18 protein-coding genes and 6 tRNA genes are annotated in these 22,061 nt (G+C 69.3%); 13 read left to right on the top strand and 11 right to left on the bottom strand.

Going from position 1 to position 22,061, the window contains the following annotated elements; all coding sequences use genetic code 11:
- The first annotated feature begins 47 nt into the window (after positions 1-47).
- The 3 genes from ACY0I8_RS06685 to ACY0I8_RS06675 all read left to right on the top strand — a co-directional run bounded on the left by ACY0I8_RS06685 (position 48) and on the right by ACY0I8_RS06675 (position 1,464).
- The gene (locus tag ACY0I8_RS06685) at positions 48-671 is read left to right on the top strand and encodes a hypothetical protein (protein WP_459942803.1); all 624 of its coding nucleotides are present in this window, start codon (positions 48-50) and stop codon (positions 669-671) included.
- The gene (locus ACY0I8_RS06680) at positions 671-1,198 is read left to right on the top strand and encodes a hypothetical protein (RefSeq protein ID WP_459942804.1); all 528 of its coding nucleotides are present in this window, start codon (positions 671-673) and stop codon (positions 1,196-1,198) included. Before ACY0I8_RS06685 ends, ACY0I8_RS06680 begins: the two co-directional genes overlap by 1 nt.
- Before the next feature lie 62 nt (positions 1,199-1,260).
- Complete coding sequence (locus ACY0I8_RS06675; RefSeq protein ID WP_459942805.1) at positions 1,261-1,464, top strand: hypothetical protein; 204 nt, start codon at positions 1,261-1,263, stop codon at positions 1,462-1,464.
- Positions 1,465-1,567: 103 nt separating this feature from the next.
- Here ACY0I8_RS06675 and ACY0I8_RS06670 read toward each other — a convergent pair whose 3' ends face one another.
- On the bottom strand, positions 1,568-2,638 hold the full coding sequence (locus tag ACY0I8_RS06670; RefSeq protein WP_459942806.1) for a multiheme c-type cytochrome: 1,071 nt from the start codon (positions 2,636-2,638) through the stop codon (positions 1,568-1,570).
- A gap of 566 nt (positions 2,639-3,204) precedes the next feature.
- Between ACY0I8_RS06670 and ACY0I8_RS06665 the strand changes: the two genes are divergently transcribed.
- Positions 3,205-5,418, top strand: a complete 2,214-nt coding sequence (locus tag ACY0I8_RS06665; protein WP_461394129.1) for a NapC/NirT family cytochrome c — start codon at positions 3,205-3,207, stop codon at positions 5,416-5,418.
- A gap of 459 nt (positions 5,419-5,877) precedes the next feature.
- Entirely contained in the window at positions 5,878-6,285 is a 408-nt protein-coding gene (locus ACY0I8_RS06660; RefSeq protein WP_459942808.1) for a PaaI family thioesterase, read from the top strand.
- Between the two features lie 276 nt (positions 6,286-6,561).
- Here ACY0I8_RS06660 and ACY0I8_RS06655 read toward each other — a convergent pair whose 3' ends face one another.
- Both ACY0I8_RS06655 and ACY0I8_RS06650 read right to left on the bottom strand, forming a co-directional pair.
- Positions 6,562-7,518 (bottom strand): histone deacetylase family protein, encoded by a 957-nt coding sequence (locus ACY0I8_RS06655; RefSeq protein WP_459942809.1) that lies wholly within the window; start codon positions 7,516-7,518, stop codon positions 6,562-6,564.
- Complete coding sequence (locus ACY0I8_RS06650; protein WP_459942810.1) at positions 7,511-7,969, bottom strand: methylated-DNA--[protein]-cysteine S-methyltransferase; 459 nt, start codon at positions 7,967-7,969, stop codon at positions 7,511-7,513. The genes ACY0I8_RS06655 and ACY0I8_RS06650 overlap by 8 nt, the downstream gene beginning before the upstream one ends.
- A gap of 118 nt (positions 7,970-8,087) precedes the next feature.
- Here ACY0I8_RS06650 and ACY0I8_RS06645 point away from each other — a divergent pair, with 118 nt between their 5' ends.
- Positions 8,088-8,417, top strand: a complete 330-nt coding sequence (locus ACY0I8_RS06645; protein ID WP_461394128.1) for a cupin domain-containing protein — start codon at positions 8,088-8,090, stop codon at positions 8,415-8,417.
- A 473-nt stretch (positions 8,418-8,890) separates the two neighbouring features.
- Here ACY0I8_RS06645 and ACY0I8_RS06640 read toward each other — a convergent pair whose 3' ends face one another.
- From ACY0I8_RS06640 to ACY0I8_RS06605, 8 genes are all read right to left on the bottom strand, one after another.
- The gene (locus tag ACY0I8_RS06640; protein WP_459942812.1) at positions 8,891-9,973 is read right to left on the bottom strand and encodes a malate/lactate/ureidoglycolate dehydrogenase; all 1,083 of its coding nucleotides are present in this window, start codon (positions 9,971-9,973) and stop codon (positions 8,891-8,893) included.
- 105 nt (positions 9,974-10,078) lie between these two features.
- A tRNA-Glu gene (locus ACY0I8_RS06635) sits at positions 10,079-10,156 on the bottom strand.
- Positions 10,157-10,210: 54 nt separating this feature from the next.
- Positions 10,211-10,286: transfer RNA gene (locus tag ACY0I8_RS06630), tRNA-Lys, on the bottom strand.
- 66 nt (positions 10,287-10,352) lie between these two features.
- Positions 10,353-11,654: an adenylosuccinate synthetase gene (locus ACY0I8_RS06625; RefSeq protein WP_459942813.1), complete on the bottom strand. Its 1,302-nt coding sequence runs from the start codon at positions 11,652-11,654 to the stop codon at positions 10,353-10,355.
- Between the two features lie 13 nt (positions 11,655-11,667).
- On the bottom strand, positions 11,668-12,960 hold the full coding sequence (gene hisZ / locus ACY0I8_RS06620) for an ATP phosphoribosyltransferase regulatory subunit (protein WP_459942814.1): 1,293 nt from the start codon (positions 12,958-12,960) through the stop codon (positions 11,668-11,670).
- A 21-nt stretch (positions 12,961-12,981) separates the two neighbouring features.
- A complete protein-coding gene (gene serA / locus ACY0I8_RS06615) occupies positions 12,982-14,565 on the bottom strand; it encodes a Rossmann-fold NAD(P)-binding domain-containing protein (protein WP_459942815.1) in 1,584 nt (527 codons plus the stop codon).
- Complete coding sequence (locus ACY0I8_RS06610) at positions 14,562-15,707, bottom strand: pyridoxal-phosphate-dependent aminotransferase family protein (protein WP_459942816.1); 1,146 nt, start codon at positions 15,705-15,707, stop codon at positions 14,562-14,564. The genes serA and ACY0I8_RS06610 overlap by 4 nt, the downstream gene beginning before the upstream one ends.
- Before the next feature lie 112 nt (positions 15,708-15,819).
- Entirely contained in the window at positions 15,820-18,333 is a 2,514-nt protein-coding gene (locus ACY0I8_RS06605) for an Rne/Rng family ribonuclease (protein WP_461394127.1), read from the bottom strand.
- A 35-nt stretch (positions 18,334-18,368) separates the two neighbouring features.
- On the opposite strand from ACY0I8_RS06605, the gene ACY0I8_RS06600 reads away from it, so the two are divergent.
- The 7 genes from ACY0I8_RS06600 to ACY0I8_RS06570 form a co-directional block, all read left to right on the top strand.
- Positions 18,369-19,862: an HD domain-containing protein gene (locus ACY0I8_RS06600; RefSeq protein ID WP_461394126.1), complete on the top strand. Its 1,494-nt coding sequence runs from the start codon at positions 18,369-18,371 to the stop codon at positions 19,860-19,862.
- Between the two features lie 253 nt (positions 19,863-20,115).
- Positions 20,116-21,066, top strand: coding sequence for a hypothetical protein (locus ACY0I8_RS06595; RefSeq protein WP_461394125.1), 951 nt, complete (start codon positions 20,116-20,118; stop codon positions 21,064-21,066).
- A 217-nt stretch (positions 21,067-21,283) separates the two neighbouring features.
- Positions 21,284-21,359, top strand: a tRNA-Thr gene (locus ACY0I8_RS06590).
- Between the two features lie 25 nt (positions 21,360-21,384).
- Positions 21,385-21,469, top strand: a tRNA-Tyr gene (locus ACY0I8_RS06585).
- 14 nt (positions 21,470-21,483) lie between these two features.
- A tRNA-Gly gene (locus ACY0I8_RS06580) sits at positions 21,484-21,560 on the top strand.
- A 20-nt stretch (positions 21,561-21,580) separates the two neighbouring features.
- Positions 21,581-21,656, top strand: a tRNA-Thr gene (locus ACY0I8_RS06575).
- Positions 21,657-21,749: 93 nt separating this feature from the next.
- A partial coding sequence (locus tag ACY0I8_RS06570) for a GTP-binding protein (RefSeq protein WP_461394124.1) occupies positions 21,750-22,061 on the top strand: 312 nt, incomplete at its 3' end.

The following is a 22,061-nucleotide window of genomic DNA, read 5'->3' as shown; positions in this document are numbered from 1 at the left end:
CCCCCCCGCGTATAAGCGGCGGCTCTTGGGAAGCCGGAGGAGGCGACATGGGAATCTTGACCGGTGGAGTTCGGCTACGGCGGTACCGGGTGTTGGGGGAGCCCCCGCCCGATTTCCGGGACCGGTACGAGGAGGCGATCCGGGCCAACGCGTTTCAGGATTTTGCCCCCGACGACGAGCGGGAACAGGTGGTGGGCTGGGTCGGCGTGGACGACTGGTTCGAGCCCGAACTGCCGCTGGACCGCTGGCTCGTGGGGAACACGATCTGCCTTACCCTGCGGATCGACACGAAGCGCATCCCGTCGAAATATTTCAAGCTGATGTGCCGGCGGCGGGAGGCCGAGTGGCGGCTCAAGGCCGGCCGGGAGGACCTGACCCGGGCCGAGCGGGACGAGATCGCGTCTTTGGTGCGCCGCGAGCTCCTGGACCGGGTGATCCCGTCGGTACAGGGGATCGACATGGCCTGGGACCTGGACCGCTCCGAGGTGTGGTTCTGGAGCACCGCCGAGAAAGCGAACGAGACTTTCCGGGTGGTGTTTGAGCGCACCTTCGGTCTGAGGCTCAGGCCGCTGTTCCCGTATGCCCTGGCCCTGGAGGCCGCCGGGGAAGACCGGGCCGAGACCCTGGACCGGGTGATCCCGGCCTGGTTCGCTCCCGAGGAGGGGCGGTGATGGACGTGCTGAAGACCATGGAGGAGAAGGCCTTCTGGGGCCACGAGTTCCTGACCTGGCTTTGGTTTCGGATCGAGGAGGGGGGCGGGGAGGTCCCGGTGCCGGGCCTGGGGACGGCCACGCTGTGGATCGAGGAGCGCCTCACCCTGGGGAGCCTCGAGACCGACAGCAAGGAGAACATCCTGAAGAACGGCGAGGTGGCTCGGTCGGCCGAGGCGGCCGCGGCTCTCGCGGTGGGAAAGAAGGTCCAGGAGGTCCGTCTGGGGCTCTCGGTGAACGACCGGGAGTACGAGTTCACCCTGAGGGGCGACACGTTCGACCTGGCGTCGGGCAAGATCCCGCCGGTGGAGGCCGACCCGGACGAAGGGTGGCACGGCACGGCGCTCGTGCGCCTTGGGCTCGCGCGGGAGATCTGGGACGTCCTGGACGGGCTCTACCGGGAGTTCGTGGGGCTTCGCATGTCGTCCGACTGGCCGCAGACCGTGGCGGCCATGGCAGACTGGATCGCCGGAAAACGAGGGGGCTGAAACGTCGGGGGCGTTCCAGCATCGAAGGGACGTGACGACCCCCTTCGGCGCGGAGGTCCCTTATGTTCGATGCGGTCCCCTACTCGGTGCTGATCCCCCTGGCGGTGCTGATGGCCTTGGCCCCGTTCCACCCCAAGCCCCACCTGGTGGAGAAGGTGCAGATGCTCCTGGCCGGGGACCTTCGGCGGCCGCTGGACATCTTCGACCTGGTCCTCCACTCGGCCCCGCTGGCCGCACTCCTCCTGAAATGGCTCTGGCCCCGGTAGTCGGTCGCTTACTCCAGTGCGGAGCCTCCCGGTGAAGCTTACGTAGGACGGCCGGGGTTGGCCCCGGAGGGGCCCGACGTTAGGGGCTGCACCCCGGAGGCACCTAATTCCCCGCCGGCGCACCCGAATCCGCGCACACCTCGTGGGCCCTCCGGGTTACGCCCTCATCGTTCGACCGTTCCGGCGTGTGGCATTTGGGGCAGGCCAAGCCCTTTTCCAACGGCGCTTTTCCCTCGGACGCCACGTGGACCGAACCCGGACCGTGGCACGACTCGCACTGCACGTTGGCGAACCGCTCGATGCTGAGCCGGTCCACCTCGCCGTCGGAGCACTCGTAGGCCACCGTGTGGCAGGCCAGGCAATCGGTGTCGAACTCCCGGCCCTTGGCCTTGAGCACCTCGTAGGCGGCGGCATGGGCCGTGGCGCGCCAGTACTGGTAGCGGCCGGGGTGGCAGGGGCGGCACGCCTGCGCGCCGACAAACTCCTGGCCGCACCCCTGTTCCGAGGCGGCACCGGCCTCCGGCACGGCACGGGCCTGGAGTTCCTTGAGCCTCGATAGGGTTTCCTCAACCAGGGGGGCGACGGCCGGGTGATCCGCGAACCGGTCCTCCATCAGGGGAACGAACGTGTTCTGAATCGCGGGCCTGCCTTCCTCCGTGAGGCGCACCTCTAGCCGGCCGAGGGTCTTTCCGCCCCTGTCGAGGGAGCACACGAGGGTCGAGCCGATCCGGGCGGGGACCGAGAGCTGGTTTCTCCGGGACGACCCGACGATCACATCGATGGGCAGGCCCGACAGGGCGAGCCGGCGAAGATCCCGGTCCATCATGTCGGTCAGGACGACCACGAGATCGGGCTTTTCCTTCGCTACGATGTCCGGAACGAGGCGCTCTGCCACCTGCAGCGGGGGGAGCACGCGGATTTTCTCCACTAAGGGGATTCGACTTCGTTTTAGATCGTCGTCAAGGAGTCCCACCAGGGCGATCCGGATCCCTCCCACCGACCGAACCTGGTACGCCTCGAAATACCGCCGGCCGTGGGGATCGACGAGGTTTGCACTCAGAAAGGGAAACGTGGCCTCTCGGGAAAGTCCCAGGAGGAAGTCGATGCCCAGGGAAAGGTCGTAGGCCCCCACCGACATCGCGTCGAGTCCCATGACGCTGTAGGCCCGGACCATGAGTCGGGCGATCTCCTCGAATTCTGCAGCCTTGGCTGGAGGCACGTGCTCGCGCTTGAACAGGCAGTTCCCGGCGCTGACGAACAGAACCGGCCCCTCGGTTCGGGCTTGCGCTACGTAGGTTGCTCGCTTGGCCAGACCGCCACGCGGGTTTTTCTTTCACCCGCAGGGAAGGATCTCGCCCCTTTCGTCGGCGGTGTAAAGAAGGGTGATCGTACCGGCACCCGCAGCGGCAGGAAGGTAGCACGCAAGCAGGAGGGCAAGTGCAAAAATTCGCATGATGGGCGACTCCTTGACAATGGACACGAGATGGTATCACGGCACACGGACAGTGTCATCTATGGACTTATTCTTGATTCGATGAGTTGTAGATTAGGGATGCCAGGAGGTTAGAACGTCGGAGTCGGGTGGGGGATATGCACCCCTTGCGTTCGATTCGTGGGTCGTGATACAGAACGGTTCCAGAAAGGCCTGCTGTTCCACATGTTTCAGAATGTTTCAGAACCGTTTCCTTTTTTCTTTCGGAAGGGAGGTGTGGGGAGATGATCCGCGAACTATGGACTTTGATGGTCGACTTTCTGAGAGACTTGTTCCGGGTGATCTTCGTGGGCATCCGGCGCCACTGGAAAGGCATGCTGGTGTTCGCTGTGGTGGCCGTTGTTGCGCTTGTCGTCTTTGTGGCCCTTATGCTCAAGGCGACGGCGTCGCCCAAATTCTGCGGCATGTGCCACAACATGCAGCCCTACATCGACTCTTGGGCGGAGTCGAGCCACCGGGAGGTCCTGTGCATCGAGTGCCATTTCGAGCCGGGGTTGGTCAACGAGCTCAAAGGCAAGTGGAAGGCCCAGATGCACGTGTGGATGAAGCTCACCGGCACGGCGCCCCCACGGCCCCATACGCAGGTCAGCGACGCGAGTTGTTTGCGGGAGGGGTGCCATAACACGGGTGACCTGGCCGAGAAGACCCTCACGTTCAAGGGGGTGAGGTTCAGCCACGGGACGCACCTTGGTGAACTCCGCCGGGGCAAGAAGCTCCGGTGCGTCACCTGCCACTCCCAGATCGTTCAGGGCGAACACCTGACGGTCACTGAGAGCACCTGCTTCGTGTGCCATTTCATGAACCGGGAAGAGCACCCGGAGATGGCCGATTGTCAGCTCTGCCACACCCAACTGCGGGCCAAGGTGTTCATCAACGCCAACGAGAACATGCCGTTCGTCCACCAGGAGTACCTGGACAACGGCGTGTACTGCCAGCAGTGTCACTTCGACGTGATCTTCGGGGACGGACACCTCAAGGACAACACCTGCGTCCAGTGCCACGCGGAGCCTCGGATTCTTTACGGGGAGCACGCGAGCGAGGAGATCCACCGCGACCACGTGACGGAGCACAAGGTGGAGTGTTTCCGGTGCCACTCGGTGATCGAGCACCACATCGTCCGGCCGGGAGACGAGATGCCCGAAGCCTTGGAGAAGATGGCCCAGGCGGCCCTTCGGCCCCGCACCAAGGGGTACTACTACGATACCGACTGCCTGAAGTGCCATACCCTCGACCAGCACGAGGTTACCCGGAATTTGTATATGGGCAAGGGTGCCGAAGGCGTGCCGGATATGCCGAACCCGATGTACCTGGCCCATGCCGACTGCGGTAGTTGTCACGTGGCCGTGAAAAAAACCCCCTCCGGGATCACCTCGAGCCTCCGGCTGAGCTACGAGCAGGTCATCCAGTCGTGCGCCGACTGCCACGGCAAGGGTTACGACGACATGGCCAAGCATTGGAAACAGCTCCTCACCGAGGAGATGGACAAGGCCGAGAAGGCGATCCTGGAGGCGCGTTCCGCCCTCAGGAAGATCAAGGAAAACGACGCGAAGTCCCAGGCCGCGGCCTTGGTGGAGGTGGCCGAGCGAAACCTCGCGTTCGTCCGCCGGGCCCGGGGGCTCCACAACGTGGACTACGCCCTGCGGATTCTGGCCGACGTCCAGGAGCGCTCCGAGAAGGTGCGGGCCCTCGCCGAGCCCGGGTACGCCGTGAAGGCGGTGTCACCGCCCACCGGCTGCACCCAGTTGTGCCACTCGTGCGTCGAGTGCATCGAGACCCAACCGGTGCCGTTCGGAAACGTGTCGTTCCCCCACGACGTGCACGTGCAGGACGAGGGGCTGGACTGCCTCGAGTGCCACACCCCGCGGGAGCGTCACGGCCAGACGGTTCTCCGGAACTGCAACGAGTGCCACCACGGCGAGGGCGCCGGGGCGGTGGAGTGCCAGGACTGCCACGTGGAGAATCACAACCTCTATAACGGCCAGAACGCCTGCGACGAGAAGAGCTGCGACGTGCGCGGCGAGAAGAACCCGATGGCCGAGGCCGTGGGGTGCGAGGAGTGCCACGTCCAGATCGCGGCCGGCGAGGAGAACACGGTCGAGGGCATCAAGGCCGCCTGCGTGGAGTGCCACGACGGCGACGAGGCCTACGGCGCCATGGTGGACGAGTGGGAGGAGGAGGCCAAGGCCCTCAAGGCCGAGGTCGCCACTCTTCGGACGATGCTCCAGGACACCCAGCGGAAGATCCTGGCCGCCATGCGGGAGGGCAAGTACACCTACGACGCCCAGGATCTGGTGAACAATGCCGAGAAGAACCTGAAACTCTTCGAGCGCGGTAACCCCATCCACAACCTGGCCTTCTCGAAGGACCTCCTCGGCCGGGTGCGAAACCTCCTCACCCAGGCCCAGAAGACCCTGGAGGCCTACAGCACCATCCGGACGCTCCCGAGGGAGGCGTACTTCTGATCAAGGCGGGAACGCGGCACCCCCGCCGTCCATTCCGGAGACCCCGCGGGCGTTCCCCCGCGGGGTTTCTTCTGTTCGGAGGCCGTTTCGGGCTGGAAGTTTCCCGCGGAATCCGATAAGTAAGCCCGGCTTCGGCTCCGGGGCATCCGGGCGCCCGGTGCCAGTGACCGGAGGACAGGCGGTCTCTGGTACCTGACCTCTGAATTCTGGCCCGCGGTATCGAGGCCGCTACCACAGATTGGGACGGGCAATGGCGCTGGAACCCCGAAGGGTTTCGGCCGCCGAGCCGCCCGGCGGGAAGTTCCTCGGAATTGCCCATAGGCTGGGCGACGTCACGCTCACAGGAACCGTAGCCTTCGGCTTTCGGTACTACGGCGGACCGCAGCGGCATGGACCAAGGGACCGGAGACCGGGGACTGACGACCGCGGACTGCCGTTTTTTGGAATACAGAGGGAATCGTGGAAGAGGCGTACTGGAACGATCGGGCTCGGGAGATCTTCGCCGGGATCGGGCTCGCCCGCCATCTGGGGTTCGAACTCTTGGAGGTCACGGCCGAGACGGCCGAGATGGCGGTCACGGTGGAGGCCCGCCACGGCAACTATCTGGGGGGGCTCCACGGCGGGGTGCTGGCCGCCTTGGTGGACACGGTCGCGTTTTTCCCCGGCCGGCTCCTTCCGTCGGGGCTCAAACTCACCACCGAGGGCCTGGAGGTGCACTTCATGCGGCCGGCCGGGCCCGGCGCCCGGATCACGGCGCGCGCGGAGATCCTGCGGCTCGGCCGGCGGGTTGCCACCGTGCAGGTGCAGGCCCGGGACCAGGCCGGAAGCCTCCTCGCGCACGCCGTGGTGACCCTGCTCACGCTCTGACGGGGAGCCGCGGCCTTCGGAAGGGGGGAGTGCCGGATCGGAGCGGCCCGTTCCATGGCGGTCGGGTCGCATCCAGTTGGACAGCTGGGCGGCTAGGCTGCTAGGCGGCGAAAAACCTTCGAGACTCCGACGCCCCCGCCCGCCCTTAAATCGGTCTTTGACCTCCACAGCGTGCAAGGCCCTGCAGGGGCCCGAGGGCCTTCGGATCTCTCCGTGTCCTCCGTGTTCTCCGTGGTTGCAAGACCGGCCGCCCGATGGGCCATCCCCCCGCCTCGGCTACGCCCCCAGCAGCGCCTCTACGTGGGCGGCGACCGCCGGGCCCAGGCCCACGAGGTCGTAGCCCCCTTCGAGCACGCTCACGATCCGCCCGCCGCAGAGCCCCTCGGCCGCGTCCACCAAGCGGGCGGTGGCCTTCCCGAATCCGCCGGCCGTCAAGGTCAGGTGGGTCAGGGGGTCCGTGGCGAGGCCGTCGAACCCCACGGAAAGGACTAGGAGGTCCGGCCGGAACGCTTCGAGCGCGGGGATCACCTCGGACTCCAGCGCGGCCAGGAGTTCCGCGTCGCCGGCGCCGTGGGCGAGGCAGACGTTCCGGGTGCGCCCCCGACCCCGTCCGGCCCCCGTCTCCCCGGGCCAGCCCGTGCCCGGGTATTTGAGGGTTAGCGGGTGTTCGTGGAGTGACACGTAGAGCACATCGCCCCGCTCCCAAAAGATCTCCTGGGTCCCGTTCCCGTGGTGGGCGTCCAGGTCCACCACCGCCACCCGGCCCAGGCCCCGCCGCCGGAGGGCGTGCTCGGCCGCGAGCGCCGCGTGGTTCACGAGGCAAAACCCGCCCGCCCGTTCCGGCCCGGCGTGGTGCCCCGGGGGGCGCAGGCCGCAGAAGGCCCGCCCCACGGTGCCGTGGAGAACCGCGTCCACGGCCGCCAGGGTGCCGCCGGCGGCGAGGCGGGCCACCTCGAAGCTCTCGGGGCAGATCCGGGTCTCGGGCTCGGCGACGTACCCGAACCCGTGTTCACAGGCGAGCCGCAGGAGCTCCACGTAGGCGGGGTGGTGGACGACGGCGAGGTCTTCGTGCGAGGCCGGGGCGAACGGGAGGCGCGTCATGCGGTCGAGGAGCCCGAGGCCCTCCAGCGTGCCCTCGATCACCTCGAGCCGCAGGGGCGACTCCGGGTGGTCGGCCCCCGTGCGGTGGTGGCGGAAGAAGGGGTGCCCCACCCACCCGAGGCCGTCACCCATGGGGCAGCGTCTCCAGTTCGAGGAGCCGGCGCTTCACGGCCTCGGCCGCCCCGTTCTCCCACTCGCCGGCGTAGCCGCCGAGCCCCGACCGGGCCACGACCCGGTGGCAGGGCACCACGATGGGAATCGGGTTGTGGCGGCAGGCCCCGCCCACCGCCCGGGCGCTCGTGCCGAGCTCCCGGGCGAGGTCGCCGTAGGTTCGGGTTTCTCCGTAGGGAATCCGCCGGAGGGCTTCCCAGACCCGCAGCCGGAACGCGGTGGAGCCGGGCGGGAACCGCAGCGGCACCGTAAACGCCTTGCGCCCGCCCCCAAAGTATTCCTCGAGTTCCCGGGCGGCCTGGGCCAGGACGGTTCCGGAAGGGGCGGCCGGCGGGCCCCCGGCGCCGAACCGGATGCCCACCAGGGCCCCCCGCTCCGCGGTGAGGGTCAAGGGGCCGACCGGTGTTTCCATGGTTAGTTCTCCTGGGGGCATGGTTTTCCCCTCCCGAAAGCCGTACGTTGCGGGGGCCGGAACCTCGGGTACCCTCATTGTGCCACAGCCTGCGACCACCCGACACAGGAGGTTTCCCATGGCGGCGAAAGCGCCCGTATCCACGCCCATCCATTTGGCGAGTTTCGTGGAGTACGCGGAAGGGTGCATCGTGAGCCGGACCCTCGTGGACCGGAAGGGCGGCACGCTCACGCTGTTTGCGTTCGCCCAGGGCCAGAACCTGAGCGAGCATACCGCCCCCTTCGACGCCGTGGTCCAGGTGGTGGACGGGGAGGCCCTCTTGATCATCGGCGGGGAGGAGGTCCGCGCCGGCGCCGGCGAGCTCGTCATCATGCCGGCCCACGTGCCCCACGCCGTGCGAGCCGAAAAGCGGTTCAAGATGCTTTTGATCATGATCCGGGGAGAGTAGGAGACCTTGGGCCGAAGCCCATCGGCGACCAACATCAACGGAGATACCAACACCGCCGCCGGAAGTATTGTCAGATCGCCGGCGTTGCTGCGGGAAACCCGCGGGTGGGGGACTGGTGGGGAGCCTGGTGCGGCCGGCCGGCACTTGGGAGCCACCGGGCCGGGAGCCTTTCCCCTTTGCGCCGAGCTGAGAAGGGCCCGGCGCGAGGTCTTGGCGGCCGAGGTGGAGCCCATCGAACGCTAGGGGCACGGGGAACTCCGGGGGGCGGCCGCCGCCCCTCTTGAGACGGTGGGGGGCTCGGTGACTTGCCGGGGCGGGAACGGGCCGGTGGTAGGGATCCCGCCCGAGGACCGTCCGCTACGGCACCGAGAACACCGGCCGGCCGGGCTACTTCCCGGGGCCATCCGAGCGGATCCTGTTCCCGATTCCCCTGGGAGGTGCAGAGCGCACGGCCCCCGGGGGGAGAAACCCTGTTACGGGCCCACCCCCGCCGTCCGGCGCAAATCCTCCCGCGCGAGTCCCACGGTTTGGCCGGCTTCCAGGAGTTCCTCCCAGGTGGTTTCGTCGATCGGGATGCCCTCGGCCCGGCGCCGGCGCTCGGTTTCGCGCTCCGGTTCGCCGGGGATCAGCACGGGTTCCTCCGGCCGGGACGGCGGGGAGGCCTTGGCGTACTCCACGATCGCCTCCACCTCGCGCCCGAGCCAGCCCACGTCCACGAGCCGACCCGGGTCGATCACGACGGCGAGAAGGTTGTTCACGATGGCCCCGAGGCGGGGGTGCCCGGGCTGGATGGTGCCCCCGCCCGAAAGCGCCCCGGCGAGGAGTTCGCAGGCGAGCACGAGCCCGTACCCCTTGTGGTCCCCCACGGGCAGGAGCGCGCCCCGGTTCCGGTCGCGGAACATCACGGCGGGATCCGTGGTGGGCCGCCCCCGGTGGTCCAGGAGGCACCCGGCCGGGGCCGGTTCCCCCTTGTTCATGTGGACCCGGACCTTTCCCAGGGCGATCCGGCTCGTGGCCATGTCGAGGAGCACCGGGCTGGTGCGATCGGTGCCCGGGACGGCGATACAGACCGGGTTCGTGCCGAACCGGGCGTCGCTCCCGCGGAAAGGAGCCACGAGCGGCGGGTGGTCCTGGACGTTCACGAACAGGATGCCCACAAACCCGGCGGCGAGGCACTGCTCCCCGTAGGTGCCCACCCGCCCGATGTGGTGGGCGTGGCGTAGCGTGGCGAGCGCGATACCGGTTTCCCGGCACCGGGCGATGGCGGCGTCGAGGACCTCGCGGGCCACCCGCTGGCCGTAGCCGCGGCCCCCGTCGAAGGCGAGGATAGGGCCTTCGTCCTTGAGAAGCCGGGCCGGCGTGTTCGGACGAAGAAGGCCCCGGAACGCGAACCGCACGTAGTAAGGGAGCATCCCCACGCCGTGGCTGTCGTGCCCGGTGAGGTTCGCCCGCACCAGGTGGGCGGCCACGATGCTTGCCTCGTCGGTGTCGCTGCCGGTCCCGGCGAGAATCGCCTCGGCGAACCGGCGGAGGCGGTCTTCGAAAACGGTGGGCATCGCGGGCCTCCTCGGAAACGACGGGTTGGGGCTGGCGCCCGGGGGGGTGAAAAAGGAAACGGCCCGGACGGCGGTTCTCGCCGGTCCGGGCCGTTTCGGTGAAGATGGCGTCCCCAGGGGGATTTGAACCCCCGTCGCCGGCGTGAAAGGCCGGTGTCCTGGGCCAGGCTAGACGATGGGGACGGATCTGTCCGAGTTCCAGCGGGGCCGGCGGAGGGCCCCGGAGCTCCCAAGGGGTGGTGAGCCGTCCAGGATTCGAACCTGGGACCCTCTGATTAAAAGTCAGATGCTCTGCCAGCTGAGCTAACGGCCCACGCCGATAAGGCCGGCCTTTATACCGAAGGCCCGGCCGGGTGTCAACCGTGGCCGCCGCCTTTTTCTACGCGCGGCCCAGGGAGAAGGGATCGAGGAACTCCACGGTCTGCTCCCGTCCCGGCCCAACCGAGGCCAGGGCCACCGGGCAGCCCGTGGCCTCGGCCACGGCGTCGAGGAACGCCCGGGCGTTTCGGGGAAGGTCCGCCGGGCGTCGGGCGTCGCCCAAGGGCTCGGACCAGCCGGGGAGTTCCTCGTACACCGGCACGCACCGCGCCAAGTCCTCGGCGCGGGAGGGCACGAAGTCCACGGTCTCGCCGTCCAGCAGATACCGGGTGCAAACCCGGATCGGGTCCACGCCCTCGAGCACGTCGAGCTTGGTGACCGCGAGGCCCGAAAGCCCGTTGAGCCGGCACGCCGAGCGCAGGGCCACGAGATCGAGCCAACCGCACCGGCGGGGTCGACCGGTTGTGCTTCCGAACTCGCCGCCCCGCTCCCGCAACCGGTCGCCCATGGCGTCGTGGAGTTCCGTGGGGAACGGCCCCGCGCCCACCCGGGTCACGTACGCTTTGGTGATGCCCACCACGGCGTGGACTTCCCGGGGCGGAAGCCCCGTGCCCGTGGCCGCGGCCCCGGCCGTGGTGTTGGAGCTCGTGACGAAGGGGTACGTGCCGTGGTCGATGTCGAGGAGCGTCCCCTGGGCGCCCTCGAAGAGCACCTTCTTCCCCTCCCGGGTCCAGCGGTGTACGAGCCCCGTTACGTCTCCTACGAACGGCCGGATCCTCTCGCCCGCCCGGCACAGGTGCTCCCACATCTCCTCCGGGTCGAAGGGGCGCGCGCCCAGGTGGCGCAGCAGGGCGTTTCGCTCGTCGAGGAGGGCCTCCACCTTTTCCCGGAGGCGGTCGGGTTCCAGGAGGTCGGCCACCCGGACGCCCTTCCGGGAGGCCTTGTCCTCGTAGCAGGGGCCGATGCCCCGCCCCGTGGTCCCGATCTGGGTCTTTCCGGCCCGGGCCTCCCGGGCCTTGTCGAGCTCCCGGTGGCAGGGCAGGATCACGTGGGCGGCCCCGCTCACCACGAGAGCCCCATCGTCAGTCCACCGGCCCTTCTGGCGCAGGCCCTCGATCTCCTCCCAAAGCACGTCGGGATCCACCACCACCCCGTTGCCGATGCAGCAGGTCGTCCCCGGGTGAAGGATGCCCGAGGGAATCAGGTGGAGGATGATCTTCTCTCCGCCAACCACGAGGGTGTGGCCCGCGTTGTTTCCCCCCTGGAACCGGACCACGGCGTCGGCTCCGGCCGCGTAGAGATCCACCACCTTGCCCTTGCCCTCGTCGCCCCACTGGGCGCCGATCACCACCACGTTCGGCATGCTCGATCGCTCCTCACGCCCGCGCCCGGGCGACGGCTTCATCCTCGGTCAAAACGTCGGCCTCGCCCGACATCAGATCCACCCACCGGACCCGGGGGGCCACCGCGGGATCGACCACGACGGCCCAACGGAAGCCCTGGGATCGGGCGTGGGCCAGGGAGTCGTCCAGGGGCCTGCGGATCAGGTCCCGCGCGGCCCGGGTGCCCTGGCGTCGCAGGCGCCGCGCCAGCAGAAGGGCGCGCCGCCGGTCGGGTTCGAAGTTGATCAGGAACACCCCCTCGGGCCCGGGGGTGGGCGCCGCCAGGGCGGACAGGATGGCCGAGAGGTCCAGGGAAAACCCCGTGGCCGGCAGGTCCCGGCCGTAGGCCGAGCACAGCCGGTCGTACCGGCCGCCCCGGCACAGGGGCACGGCCAGGTGGGGCACGAACGCCTCGTAGATGACCCCGGTGTGGTAGTCGATGCCCCGGATCTCGCCCAGATCCAGGGTGAGGCGGTCGGACAGGCCGTGGACGCCCACGAACTCCACCACCCGCGCCAGGTTCTCCATGGCTTGCACGCTGTGTTCCGAGTCCACCAGGTTGGCGGCCCGATCCAGCACCTCGGTGCCGCCGGCGAGAAGGGGCAGCTCGGCCAGGATCTCCTTGCGGCGGTCCGGGATCGAGAGCGCTTCGAGGATCTTCTCGAGATCGCTCAGGTCCTTTCGGGCCACGGCGTCACGCAGCGCCGCGAGTTCGTCGGGCGCAAGGTCGAGTCCCTCGACCACGCCCCGGAAGAACTCCACCTGCCCGAGATCCACCTTGAACCCCTCGATCCCCGCGGCCTCGAGGCACGCCACCACAAGGGCGATGCCCTCGGCGTCGGCCTCCGGGTCCTGCACGCCCAGCAGTTCGGCCCCCACCTGGGGGATCTCCCGGGACATCCCCCGGCGCTCGGGCACGTGGCGCACCACGGAGCCTTCGTAACAAAGCCGCAATGGAAGGGTGGCCTCGGGGAACCGGGTGCCCGCGATCCGGGCCACCTGGGGCGTGAAATCGGCCCGTATGGCCAGCACGTGGCCGGTGGTGCGGTCCACGAACCGGTACAGGAACGTCTCGTCTCCCGGTTCGGGCAGGGCGGGCTCGAACGTGTCGGCGTGCTCCAGGAGAGGCGTGCCCACGAGGCGGTACCCCCAGCGGGCCAACTCGGCCAGGCAGGCCTCCCGCACGGCGTGGAGGCGGGCCGCCTCGTCGGGCAGCCGGTCGGCCAGCCCGGGGGGAAGTTCGCGGTGCCGGGCGGGGGTGCCCGCCCGGCTCAGACGATGGGTCATGGAACCGTTCCGGCCGACAGGCTAGAGTTGCGCCGCAGTGACGCTCACCACGTTGGGCAGTTCCTTTAGTTCGCGAAGGACCTCGGCCGGGACCGGGACGTCCACGTTCACCACGGTCACGGCCCGGCCGCCGGGGGCCTCGCGGCCGAACTGCATCTGGCCGATGTTGATGGCGTGGCGGCCCAGGGTGGTGCCGATGCTCCCCACGAGCCCCGGCCGGTCGTAGTTCCAGAACACGAGCAGGTGGCCCCGGGGGATCGCCTCGATGGGGATGCCGTCGATCTCCACGATTCGGGGTTCTTTGCGGCCGAAGATCGCCCCGGCCAGGCTAAACCGGCCCTGGGCCGTCTCGACGGCGAGTCGCATCATGGCCGAGTAGTCCTCGCCGTTTTTCGCCGTGGTCTCGGACACGCGGATCCCCCGCTCGCGGGCGATCACCGGCGCGTTTACCAGGTTCACCCGTTCGCCCAGGCTCGCGGAGAGGAGCCCCTCCAGGGCGGCCGCAGTCACCAACCCGGTGCGGCCCTCGGCGATCCGGCCGGAGTACTGGAGGTCCACGGCCTTGAGCCCCTCCACCCCCAGTTGGGCCTGGAGCTGGCCCAGGCTCCGGGCGAGATCCAGGTACGGGGCCATCTGTGCCAGAATCTCGGGCGGAACGCTCGGCACGTTCACGGCGTTTCGGATGATGCCCCGCTCCAGGTAGTCCACGATCTGCTCGGCCACCTGCACCGCCACGGCCTCCTGGGCCTCCACCGTGCTCGCCCCAAGGTGGGGGGTGCACACCACCCGGGGGTGGGCCACCAGCGGCGTGAGGCCCGGAGGTTCCTCGCGGAAGACGTCAAGGGCGGCGCCGGCCACTTTGCCGCTTTCGATAGCCTCGAGCAGGGCGTCCTCGTCCACGATGCCGCCGCGGGCGGCGCACACGAGGTACACCCCGTCCTTCATTTTGGCCAGGGCTTCACGGTTAATGAGGTTCCGGGTTTCGTCCAGGAGCGGCACGTGGATCGTCACGATGTCGGCCCGCCGGAAGAGTTCCTCGAGGTCCACGAGCTCGACCCCGAGTTCGGCCGCCCGCTCCTGACTCAGGTAGGGGTCGTAGCCCACCACCTTCATCTTGAGCCCCAGCGCCCGGTCGGCCACGATGGACCCGATGTTCCCCAGGCCCACCACGCCCAGGGTCTTCCCACACAGTTCGTGGCCCTGGAACTTCTTCTTCTCCCATTTGCCCTGCTTCATGCTGGCGTCGGCCTGGGGGATGTTTCGCACCAGGCTCATCATGAGGGCCAGGGCGTGCTCGGCCGTGGTCACGGAGTTGCCGCCGGGGGTGTTCATGACCACGATGCCGCGCTTCGTGGCCTCGGCCACGTCCACGTTGTCGACGCCCATGCCGGCCCGGCCGATCACCTTGAGGTTCGCCGCGTGGGCCAGAAGGTCGGCCGTGACCTTGGTGGCGCTTCGGATCACCAGGGCGTCGTACTGTCCGATGATCCCCTTGAGTTCCTCGGGCTTCAGGCCCGTTTTGACGTCGACCTCGACCCCCTCGGCCGACCGGAGGATCTCTACGCCCCGGGGAGAGAGGTTGTCGCTCACCAACACCCGCTTCATCGGTTTTCCCCTCCCAACACCGAAAGAGCCGCGGCCACGCCCTTTCCCAGTTCCGCCGGGTGTCCGAACTCCCGCAGCGTCAACTCCAGGGCCGACACGGCGGCCACCACGTCCATGGGGTCCACGTAGCCCATGTGGGAGATCCGGATGATCTTGCCCTTGGCCTGGTCTTGTCCCCCGGCCACGGTCATGGCGAACCGCTCCCGCAAAGCCTTCTTGAACGCCTGGCCGTCCACGCCCTCGGGCATCTTGATCGCTGTGCACGCGTCGCTAGGGCTCTCCGGGGCGAAGAGTTCGAGGCCGAGGGCTTTGACGGCCTCCCGAGTGGCCCGGGCCATCCGGGCCGTGCGGCCGTGCACGCCTTCAAGGGTCTCGGTCCGGATCCGGTCGAGGGCCTCCTTGAGTCCCACGATCAGGCTCACGGCCGGGGTGTAGGCGGTCTGGTTTTCCTGCTGCTTTTTTCGCTCGGCCTTGAGGTCGAAATAGAACCTGGGCAGATCCGAGGTCTCGAGGAACCGCTCGGCCTTCTCGCTCCACGCGATGAACGCGAGCCCCGGCGGGAGCATCAGGGCCTTCTGGCTCCCCGTGACGAGAACGTCGATGCCCCACGCGTCCATGGGCAGTGGGAACACGCCCACGGCGGTGATGCCGTCGACCACGAGGAGGACGTCGCGGCCGCCGGTGATCCGGGCGATCTCGTCCACGGGGTGGCGCACGGCGGTGCTCGTTTCGCTTGCCTGGACGTACACGGCCCGGATCGCGGGGTCGGCGTCGAGGGCCTTCCGGATGTCCTCGGGGTCCACGGCCCGGCCCCACTCCACCTTGAGCTCCACTGGATCGCAGCCATAAGCCTTCAGGATCTTGCCCCACCGTTCGCCGAACTTCCCGCCGTTGACGTAGAGCGCCCGGTCGCCCCGGCGCAGGAAGTTCGTCACCGCGCTCTCCATGGCCCCGGTGCCCGAGGCCGCGAGGATCACGACGTCGCGCTCGGTTTGGAACACGTATTTCAAGCCCTCGCGACAGGCCGCGAAAATGGGCTTGAACTCGGGTTCCCGGTGGTGGATGGCCGGCCGGGCCATCGCGAGTAGGGCGGTTTCGGGCACCGGAGTGGGCCCGGGAGCGAGAAGGCGGTACTTGTACACGGCGGACCTCCTTTAGGGGAATCGGACGATAACGTGCCGACGGGCACAAATAGTGCACGCTAGCAAACCGCCACGAAAACCGTCAAGGGCGAGGCTTGCGAGCCCCGCGTCGTCAAGACCCTTCGGAGGGCGCCTCAACCTTCTTTTTCCGGGTGCGCCGGGGCTTGGGTTTGTCCTCGGCGGCCGGCGGCGCCTCCGGCGTGTCCGGGGCGGAGCCGGTTTCGGGGGTGGCCTCGGGGGCCTGGGCCTCGGCCGGGGCCTCCTCGGCCTTCTTCTTCCGGCGTGTGCGCCGGGGCTTGGGTTTGTCCTCGGCGGCCGGCGGCGCCTCCGGCGTGTCCGGGGCGGGGCCGGTTTCAGGGGTGGCTTCGGGGGCCTGGGCCTCGGCCGGGGCCTCCTCGGTCTTCTTCTTCCGGCGTGTGCGCCGGGGCTTGGGTTTGTCCTCGGCGGCCGGCGGCGCCTCCGGCGTGTTCGGGGCGGGGCCGGTTTCGGCGGCGGTTTCAGGGGCCTGGGCCTCGGCCGGGGCTTCCCCTCGACCGCCGTGCGAGTCCGCGGGAATCTCGGACGCCGCCGGTTCCTGCGGGACGGCCTTGGCGGTTTCGGTCCGGTCCTTGGCCCCCTCGTCGGAAGCCGCCGGTCGAGACTTCTCGCTTGCGGCCGCGGGGGGATCCGCTCGCGCCTCCCCCGTGTCCCCCTCCCCGGGGGCGCCCTGCGGGGCCGCTTCTTCCCGCGCGGTCGCCGGTTTCTTCTTCCTGGAGCGCCGCCGTCGCCTTCGCTTGGACTTCGGGGCTTCCGCCGACTCACTTTCGCTCGGTGCTCCGCTCTCCTCCGGTGGGGCGGCTTCGTCCGCGGCCTGCTCCGCGGGGACGGCCTCGTCGGCCGGGGATCCCTCCGGTGGAGTCTCAGCCGTCTCCTGCGTCGCCTGCGCCTCCCCGGTCTTCTTCTTTCGGCGCCGGCGCCGGCGCTTTTTCTTGGCCGGCTCCTCCGTCGGGGACGCGCCTTCCGGTTGCGCCTCAGCGGGCGGTTCCTCCGCCGGCGGTTCGGCCTCGGGTTCGTCCTCCATCAGGATATAGGCCGGGGCGCGCGGGGCCCGTACCGGGGGCTCCGGAATGCCCTTTTGCACCGCCAGAAGCTCCTGGGGTACCCCGGCCGCGTTGGTCTCGGTGCGGGGCCTGCCGTTCTCGACGAAAACGAAACAGTAGTCGTTGGGGCCCAAGAGGGGCTCCGCGAAAATCTGGATGGATTTCTCGAACTCCCGTTCCCACTCCGAGAGTCGCCGGCGTTTCCGGTTCAGGAGCAGGGCGGCCACGTCCGGGGGCACGCCCACGCGGATCTGCCCGAGCTCCTTGCGGGGCAGCTCCGCCTGGATCATCCGCAGGATGGCGAGGGCGAAGCTCTCCGTCGTGCGCACCCGGCCCGAGCCCCGGCAGGTGGAGCAGGGGCGGGTCACCGCCGCGGCCGCGCCGGGTTTCAGCCTCTGGCGCGACAACTCCAAGAGCCCGAACTGGGAGATGGAGCCCACCTGGGCGCGGGCCTTGTCCTCCTTGAGGGCCTTCTGGAGGGTGCGTTTCACGGCAGCGCGGTTCGCCGCGCTTCGCATGTCGATGAAATCGATCACGATAAGGCCCCCAAGGTCCCGGAGCCTCAACTGCCGGGCGGCCTCCCGAGCTGCCTCCTCGTTGACCTTGAATGCGGTTTCCTCGATGTCCTTACCCTTGAAGGCGCCGCCGGAGTTGACGTCGATGCTCACCAGGGCCTCGGTCTGCTCGATCACGATGGATCCACCCGACGGAAGCGGCACCGTCTTCTCGTAGATGGTGGCGAGTTGCTGCTCCACGTTGTACCGGGCGAAGATGGGGGTGCGCCGCTGGTGGAGCTTGACCCGCCGGGTGTACCAGGGCATCACGGCCTGGAAGAACCGCCGCACCTGCTCGTACACCTCGGGGTCGTCGATCCACACCTCTTCCACGGCGGGGGTGAAGTAGTCGCGGATGGTGCGGATCACGATGTCGGATTCCTGGTAGAGCAGGCTCGGCGCCGGGGCCTCCTCGTAATCCCGGAGGATCCGCTTCCACAGCCTGAGGAGGTATTGGGCGTCCCGGGTGAGCTCCTGCTTCGTGCGCCCTTCGGCGGCGGTGCGCACGATGTAGCCCATCTCTTCCGGCACCTGGGCGGCGTCGAGGGCCTCTCGCAGTTGCTTGCGGGTGGCCTCGTCTTCGATCTTCCGGGAGACGCCCCGCTTGGCCACGTAAGGCATGAGCACGAAGTACCTGCCCGGCAGGCTGATATAGGTGGTGAGGGCCGCCCCCTTCTGGCCGGTCTCGCCCTTGCGGACCTGCACCATCAGTTCCTGGCCCACCCTTAGGGCGGACGTTGCACGCTTGCCCTCCGGGAAGTACCGCTGGTGGATGTCGTCCACGGGAAGGAAGCCGTTCTTCTCGGCCCCGAAGTCCACGAACACGGCGTCGAGGCTCGGCACCACCTTGACGATGCGGGCCTTGTAGATGTTTCCTTCCAGGCGTTCCACCTGGGCCGTCTCGACGGCCACCTCCTCGAGGAGCCCGTCCGCCACGATGGCGATCCGGCTTTCCTCCTCGTTGACCACGTTGACAAGCATCACTTTCGACATGGGCTCCTCGCAGGGGCCGGGAATGCCTCCCGAGCATGAATCGAAACCGATCGGACTCCGAAAACGCCGCAGTATACACCATTTCCCCCGAGCTTTCGGAAGCCAAAAGATGGCTGGCAGCCCGGCTGCGGGAATGGGAGGGCTCGGACCTGGGCCAAACGGTGCTCCGGTGCCTCGGCTCGGCCGGGCTGGAGCGGGGTTGGCTCGTGGGCGGCGCCGTGCGCGATGTGGCCCTTGGGCGGCCGCTTCCCCCGGATCTGGACCTGGCCCTCCCGGTTCCCGACGCGAGGCCAGTGGCCGAGGAGCTCGCGCGCGGTCTCTGCGGACATCCGTTTCCCCTGGACGAGGGCCGCGGGGCCTGGCGGGTGGCCCTCCCGGGGGGCGCGACCGTGGACGCCGTGCCGCTCAGGGCCTCCACGTTGGAGGAGGATCTGGAACTTCGGGATTTCACGGTGAACGCCATGGCCTGGCGGCTGGGTGGCGGGCCCCTGGTGGATCCCCTCGGGGGCCTGGCCGACCTTCTGCGCGGGGAGCTTCGCGCCTGCGGCCCCGGGGTGCTCGAGGCCGACCCGCTGCGGGTGCTGCGGGTCTACCGGTTTTCGGCGGCCCTGGGGCTCCGGGTCGGCCCGGAGCTTGCGGGGCGGCTCGCCCGGGCGGCGCCGGGGCTCGACGGGGTGGCCCCTGAGCGGGTGCGCACGGAGCTCTTCGCCACGCTGGACCTCCCCGCCGGTGCCGGCGCGCTCCGGCGCATGGCCGAGGATGGGGTTCTCGCCGCCCTGTTTCCCTTTGTCGAGGCCTGGCGGGGATTCGACCAGGGAGACTACCATCGTCACGACCTCTGGGAGCACGCCCTGAGAACGGCCGAGGAAGCGGCGCGCCTCGCGGCCGGGGAGGTCTGGATCCCCGAGCCCGGGCGGCTCAGGGAACACCTGGCCGAGGAACTGGAGGCCGGGATCACCCGGCGGGCACTCCTCGTGATGGCAGCCTACCTCCACGACCTGGCCAAACCGGAGTGCGCCGTCGACGAGGGGACCCGGCGGCGGTTCACGGGGCACGAGACTCGGGGCGGGCACCTCGTGCGGGGGCTCCTGGCCAGGCTGCGGGTGGGGCGCAGGGCCCGCGGGGCGGCCCAGAGGGTCGTGGCCGCCCACCTCAGGCTGTTCCAGCTTTCCCGCCAAACCCCGCCCACGGAGCGGGCCCGCCTGCGGTACCTCAGGGACCTGCGCGCCGAGACCCCGGAGGCGGTGCTCCTGGCGGTGGCCGACGAGCGGGCTACGGGAGAGGATTCTCCCCACCGGGAGGCGGTGGAGCGCACCGCGGCCGAGGTCCTGGCGCTGTACTGGCGGAAACGGGACGAGGAGGAGATCCCGCCGCTCCTCAGGGGGCGCGACCTGGTGGAGTTGGGGGTTCCGCCGGGGCCGGAGGTGGGGAGGCTCTTGCGCCAGGTGGCCGAGGCCGAGGCCCGGGGGGAGGTGGCGACCCGGAACGAGGCCCTGGCCCTGGTGCGCCGCCTCCGGGAGCGGACCTGATATCAACCCGGCGCCGGTGGAGGCGCGCAAGGAACTCGCCGGGTCATGCCTATTTGGCCACCGGACCTTTAGAGGCATCGCCGGCGGTGGGTGGGGGACTGGTTCCGGCCGGGCGCGAGTGCGGCATCCGGCCACTGTAGGAGCCACGCCCGGCGCTCCAGCAGGCCCCATGCCCCCGACCGTGTCGATTTAACCGCCGGAGTAATAGCAAGAGAGCCGCGCGTGGGCCCTCACGCCACGGGGTGGGTCACGAATGCGGGCCGTGACCGAGGACCGACGACCGACGACCGAAGACCGGGGTTTCCTCTCCATGCGCCAACTCGACCTCTTTGCCGATGCGGACGCCCTTCTGCACCGGGGCTGGGCCCGGTTGGGGCGACTCGACCTGGCGGGGGCCGCCGAGGACCTCGAGGGGCAGGAGCGGCGGCGGCCCGGCCCGGGCACGGCCGAACTCCGGGAGGCCCTCGGGTGGATTCGGGGGCGGCTGCCCGAGGCTTCGGAGGCGGAGGGGCCCGGAACGCTGCGGCTGTGCCGGGCCCTCCGGGAGGGTCGCACCGGGTGCTCCGCCCTGGATCGAAGGCCCTCGGCCCGGCGGGGTCTCGTCCGGGCCCTGGCCGGGCGGTTCGCCCCCCTGGCCCGGGCTCATCCGGCCGCCCCCCTTGCCGAGGGGCTCCCGTGGGCGGTGTTCCTAGCCTGGGCGGGGCACCCGGCCGAGGCCGCGCCGGCGCTCGAGGAGTGGGTCCGGCGGGTCCCGGAGGAGCCCCTGGTCTGGCTCGCCCTGGGGGACGCCCGGGTCCTCCAAGGCTGGGAGCGGGCCGGGCGGGCGGCCTACCGGGAGGGGTTCGGGTTGGCCCCGGACTCGACCTGGAAGGTGGAGGATGCAGCCTTGGGGCCGGCCCGGGCCGAGGTGGCCCGGGCGGCGCCCTGGGGGGGACCGTGGTGGGCGGTGGGGCTTTACGAGGTGGGGTGGTTCCCGCGGTACGGGCCCCTCACGGCCGGGGAGACCGCGGCGCGGTACGAGCGGTTCAAGCGGCTGAGTTCCGGGGAACCCGGTCCGAGGGCGTTCTTTCTGGGGCTCGCCCTCTCGGAACCCGCCGCCGGGGTCCCGACACGCCTGCGGGCCGCGGTGCGTCGGCAGATGCGGGAGATGGCGCCGGAGGTGTTTGAGGCCCACCTCGATCGAATCCGGGGGGAGGGTTCGTAGCGCGCCGGGCCCCGGGGACCTGCCGTGCGGGGGATCCTGCTCGCGGAACCGCCCGTTTCGCCCCCGGGACCTGGCGCGGGAGGGGCGCCCGCGGCGGCCCTCTCCGGTGGACATGGTGGGGTCAAAAAAATGCCCGATCGGCGACTTGACACCGCGATCGGGTTCGTCTAGCATCGCCGTTCCTTCTGCGGGGGGTGTTGCGCCCCTGTGGATTCCGGCTGGCGTAGCTCAACTGGCAGAGCGGCTGACTTGTAATCAGCAGGTTGCGGGTTCGAGTCCCACCGCCAGCTCCAACGAAAGCGACTCCAGGCAATCTGTGGTGGGGTTCCCGAGCGGTCAAAGGGAGCAGACTGTAAATCTGCCGGCGATGCCTTCGGAGGTTCGAATCCTCCCCCCACCACCACTTTCTGCCCGGTAGCGGGAGTAGCTCAGTTGGCTAGAGCATCAGCCTTCCAAGCTGAGGGTCGCGGGTTCGAGACCCGTCTCCCGCTCCATTTGGTATAGCGGTTCGTGAGCCCACGTAGCTCAGGCGGTGGAGCACTTCCTTGGTAAGGAAGAGGTCACCGGTTCAAGTCCGGTCGTGGGCTCCAGCTTTGCTCCCACTCCCCCGGCCCGCCCCGCGGTGGTCGGGCGGTTTTTGTTTGTTTGGCTGACGGAACTAAAGTTGACGAGGAGAGACCGCCATGGCCAAGGAAAAGTTTGAGCGAACGAAGCCGCACGTGAACGTGGGGACGATTGGGCACGTGGACCACGGGAAGACGACGTTGACGGCGGCGATCACGCGGGTGCTGGCGAACGAGGGGTTGGCGCAGTACACGGCGTTTGACGAGATCGACAAGGCGCCGGAGGAGCGCGAGCGGGGGATCACGATCGCGACGGCGCACGTGGAGTACGAGACGGCGAAGCGCCACTACGCGCACGTGGACTGCCCGGGGCACGCGGACTACGTGAAGAACATGATCACGGGCGCGGCGCAGATGGACGGGGCGATCCTG

The sequence above is a fragment of the Deferrisoma sp. genome (assembly GCF_054681715.1).
This window is presented reverse-complemented; position numbering and strand designations above follow the sequence as displayed.

What these genes read in the sequence shown, in the direction of transcription:
- ACY0I8_RS06685 (WP_459942803.1), top strand. Translation starts at nt 48, where the DNA reads ATGGGAATCTTGACCGGTGGAGTTCGGCTACGGCGGTACCGGGTGTTG.
- ACY0I8_RS06680 (WP_459942804.1), top strand. Translation starts at nt 671, where the DNA reads ATGGACGTGCTGAAGACCATGGAGGAGAAGGCCTTCTGGGGCCACGAG.
- ACY0I8_RS06675 (WP_459942805.1), top strand. Translation starts at nt 1,261, where the DNA reads ATGTTCGATGCGGTCCCCTACTCGGTGCTGATCCCCCTGGCGGTGCTG.
- ACY0I8_RS06670 (WP_459942806.1), bottom strand. Translation starts at nt 2,638, where the DNA reads ATGGTCCGGGCCTACAGCGTCATGGGACTCGACGCGATGTCGGTGGGG.
- ACY0I8_RS06665 (WP_461394129.1), top strand. Translation starts at nt 3,205, where the DNA reads ATGGTCGACTTTCTGAGAGACTTGTTCCGGGTGATCTTCGTGGGCATC.
- ACY0I8_RS06655 (WP_459942809.1), bottom strand. Translation starts at nt 7,518, where the DNA reads ATGGGTGACGGCCTCGGGTGGGTGGGGCACCCCTTCTTCCGCCACCAC.
- ACY0I8_RS06650 (WP_459942810.1), bottom strand. Translation starts at nt 7,969, where the DNA reads ATGGAAACACCGGTCGGCCCCTTGACCCTCACCGCGGAGCGGGGGGCC.
- ACY0I8_RS06645 (WP_461394128.1), top strand. Translation starts at nt 8,088, where the DNA reads ATGGCGGCGAAAGCGCCCGTATCCACGCCCATCCATTTGGCGAGTTTC.
- ACY0I8_RS06640 (WP_459942812.1), bottom strand. Translation starts at nt 9,973, where the DNA reads ATGCCCACCGTTTTCGAAGACCGCCTCCGCCGGTTCGCCGAGGCGATT.
- ACY0I8_RS06625 (WP_459942813.1), bottom strand. Translation starts at nt 11,654, where the DNA reads ATGCCGAACGTGGTGGTGATCGGCGCCCAGTGGGGCGACGAGGGCAAG.
- hisZ (WP_459942814.1), bottom strand. Translation starts at nt 12,960, where the DNA reads ATGACCCATCGTCTGAGCCGGGCGGGCACCCCCGCCCGGCACCGCGAA.
- serA (WP_459942815.1), bottom strand. Translation starts at nt 14,565, where the DNA reads ATGAAGCGGGTGTTGGTGAGCGACAACCTCTCTCCCCGGGGCGTAGAG.
- ACY0I8_RS06605 (WP_461394127.1), bottom strand. Translation starts at nt 18,333, where the DNA reads ATGTCGAAAGTGATGCTTGTCAACGTGGTCAACGAGGAGGAAAGCCGG.
- ACY0I8_RS06600 (WP_461394126.1), top strand. Translation starts at nt 18,369, where the DNA reads ATGAATCGAAACCGATCGGACTCCGAAAACGCCGCAGTATACACCATT.
- ACY0I8_RS06595 (WP_461394125.1), top strand. Translation starts at nt 20,116, where the DNA reads ATGCGGGCCGTGACCGAGGACCGACGACCGACGACCGAAGACCGGGGT.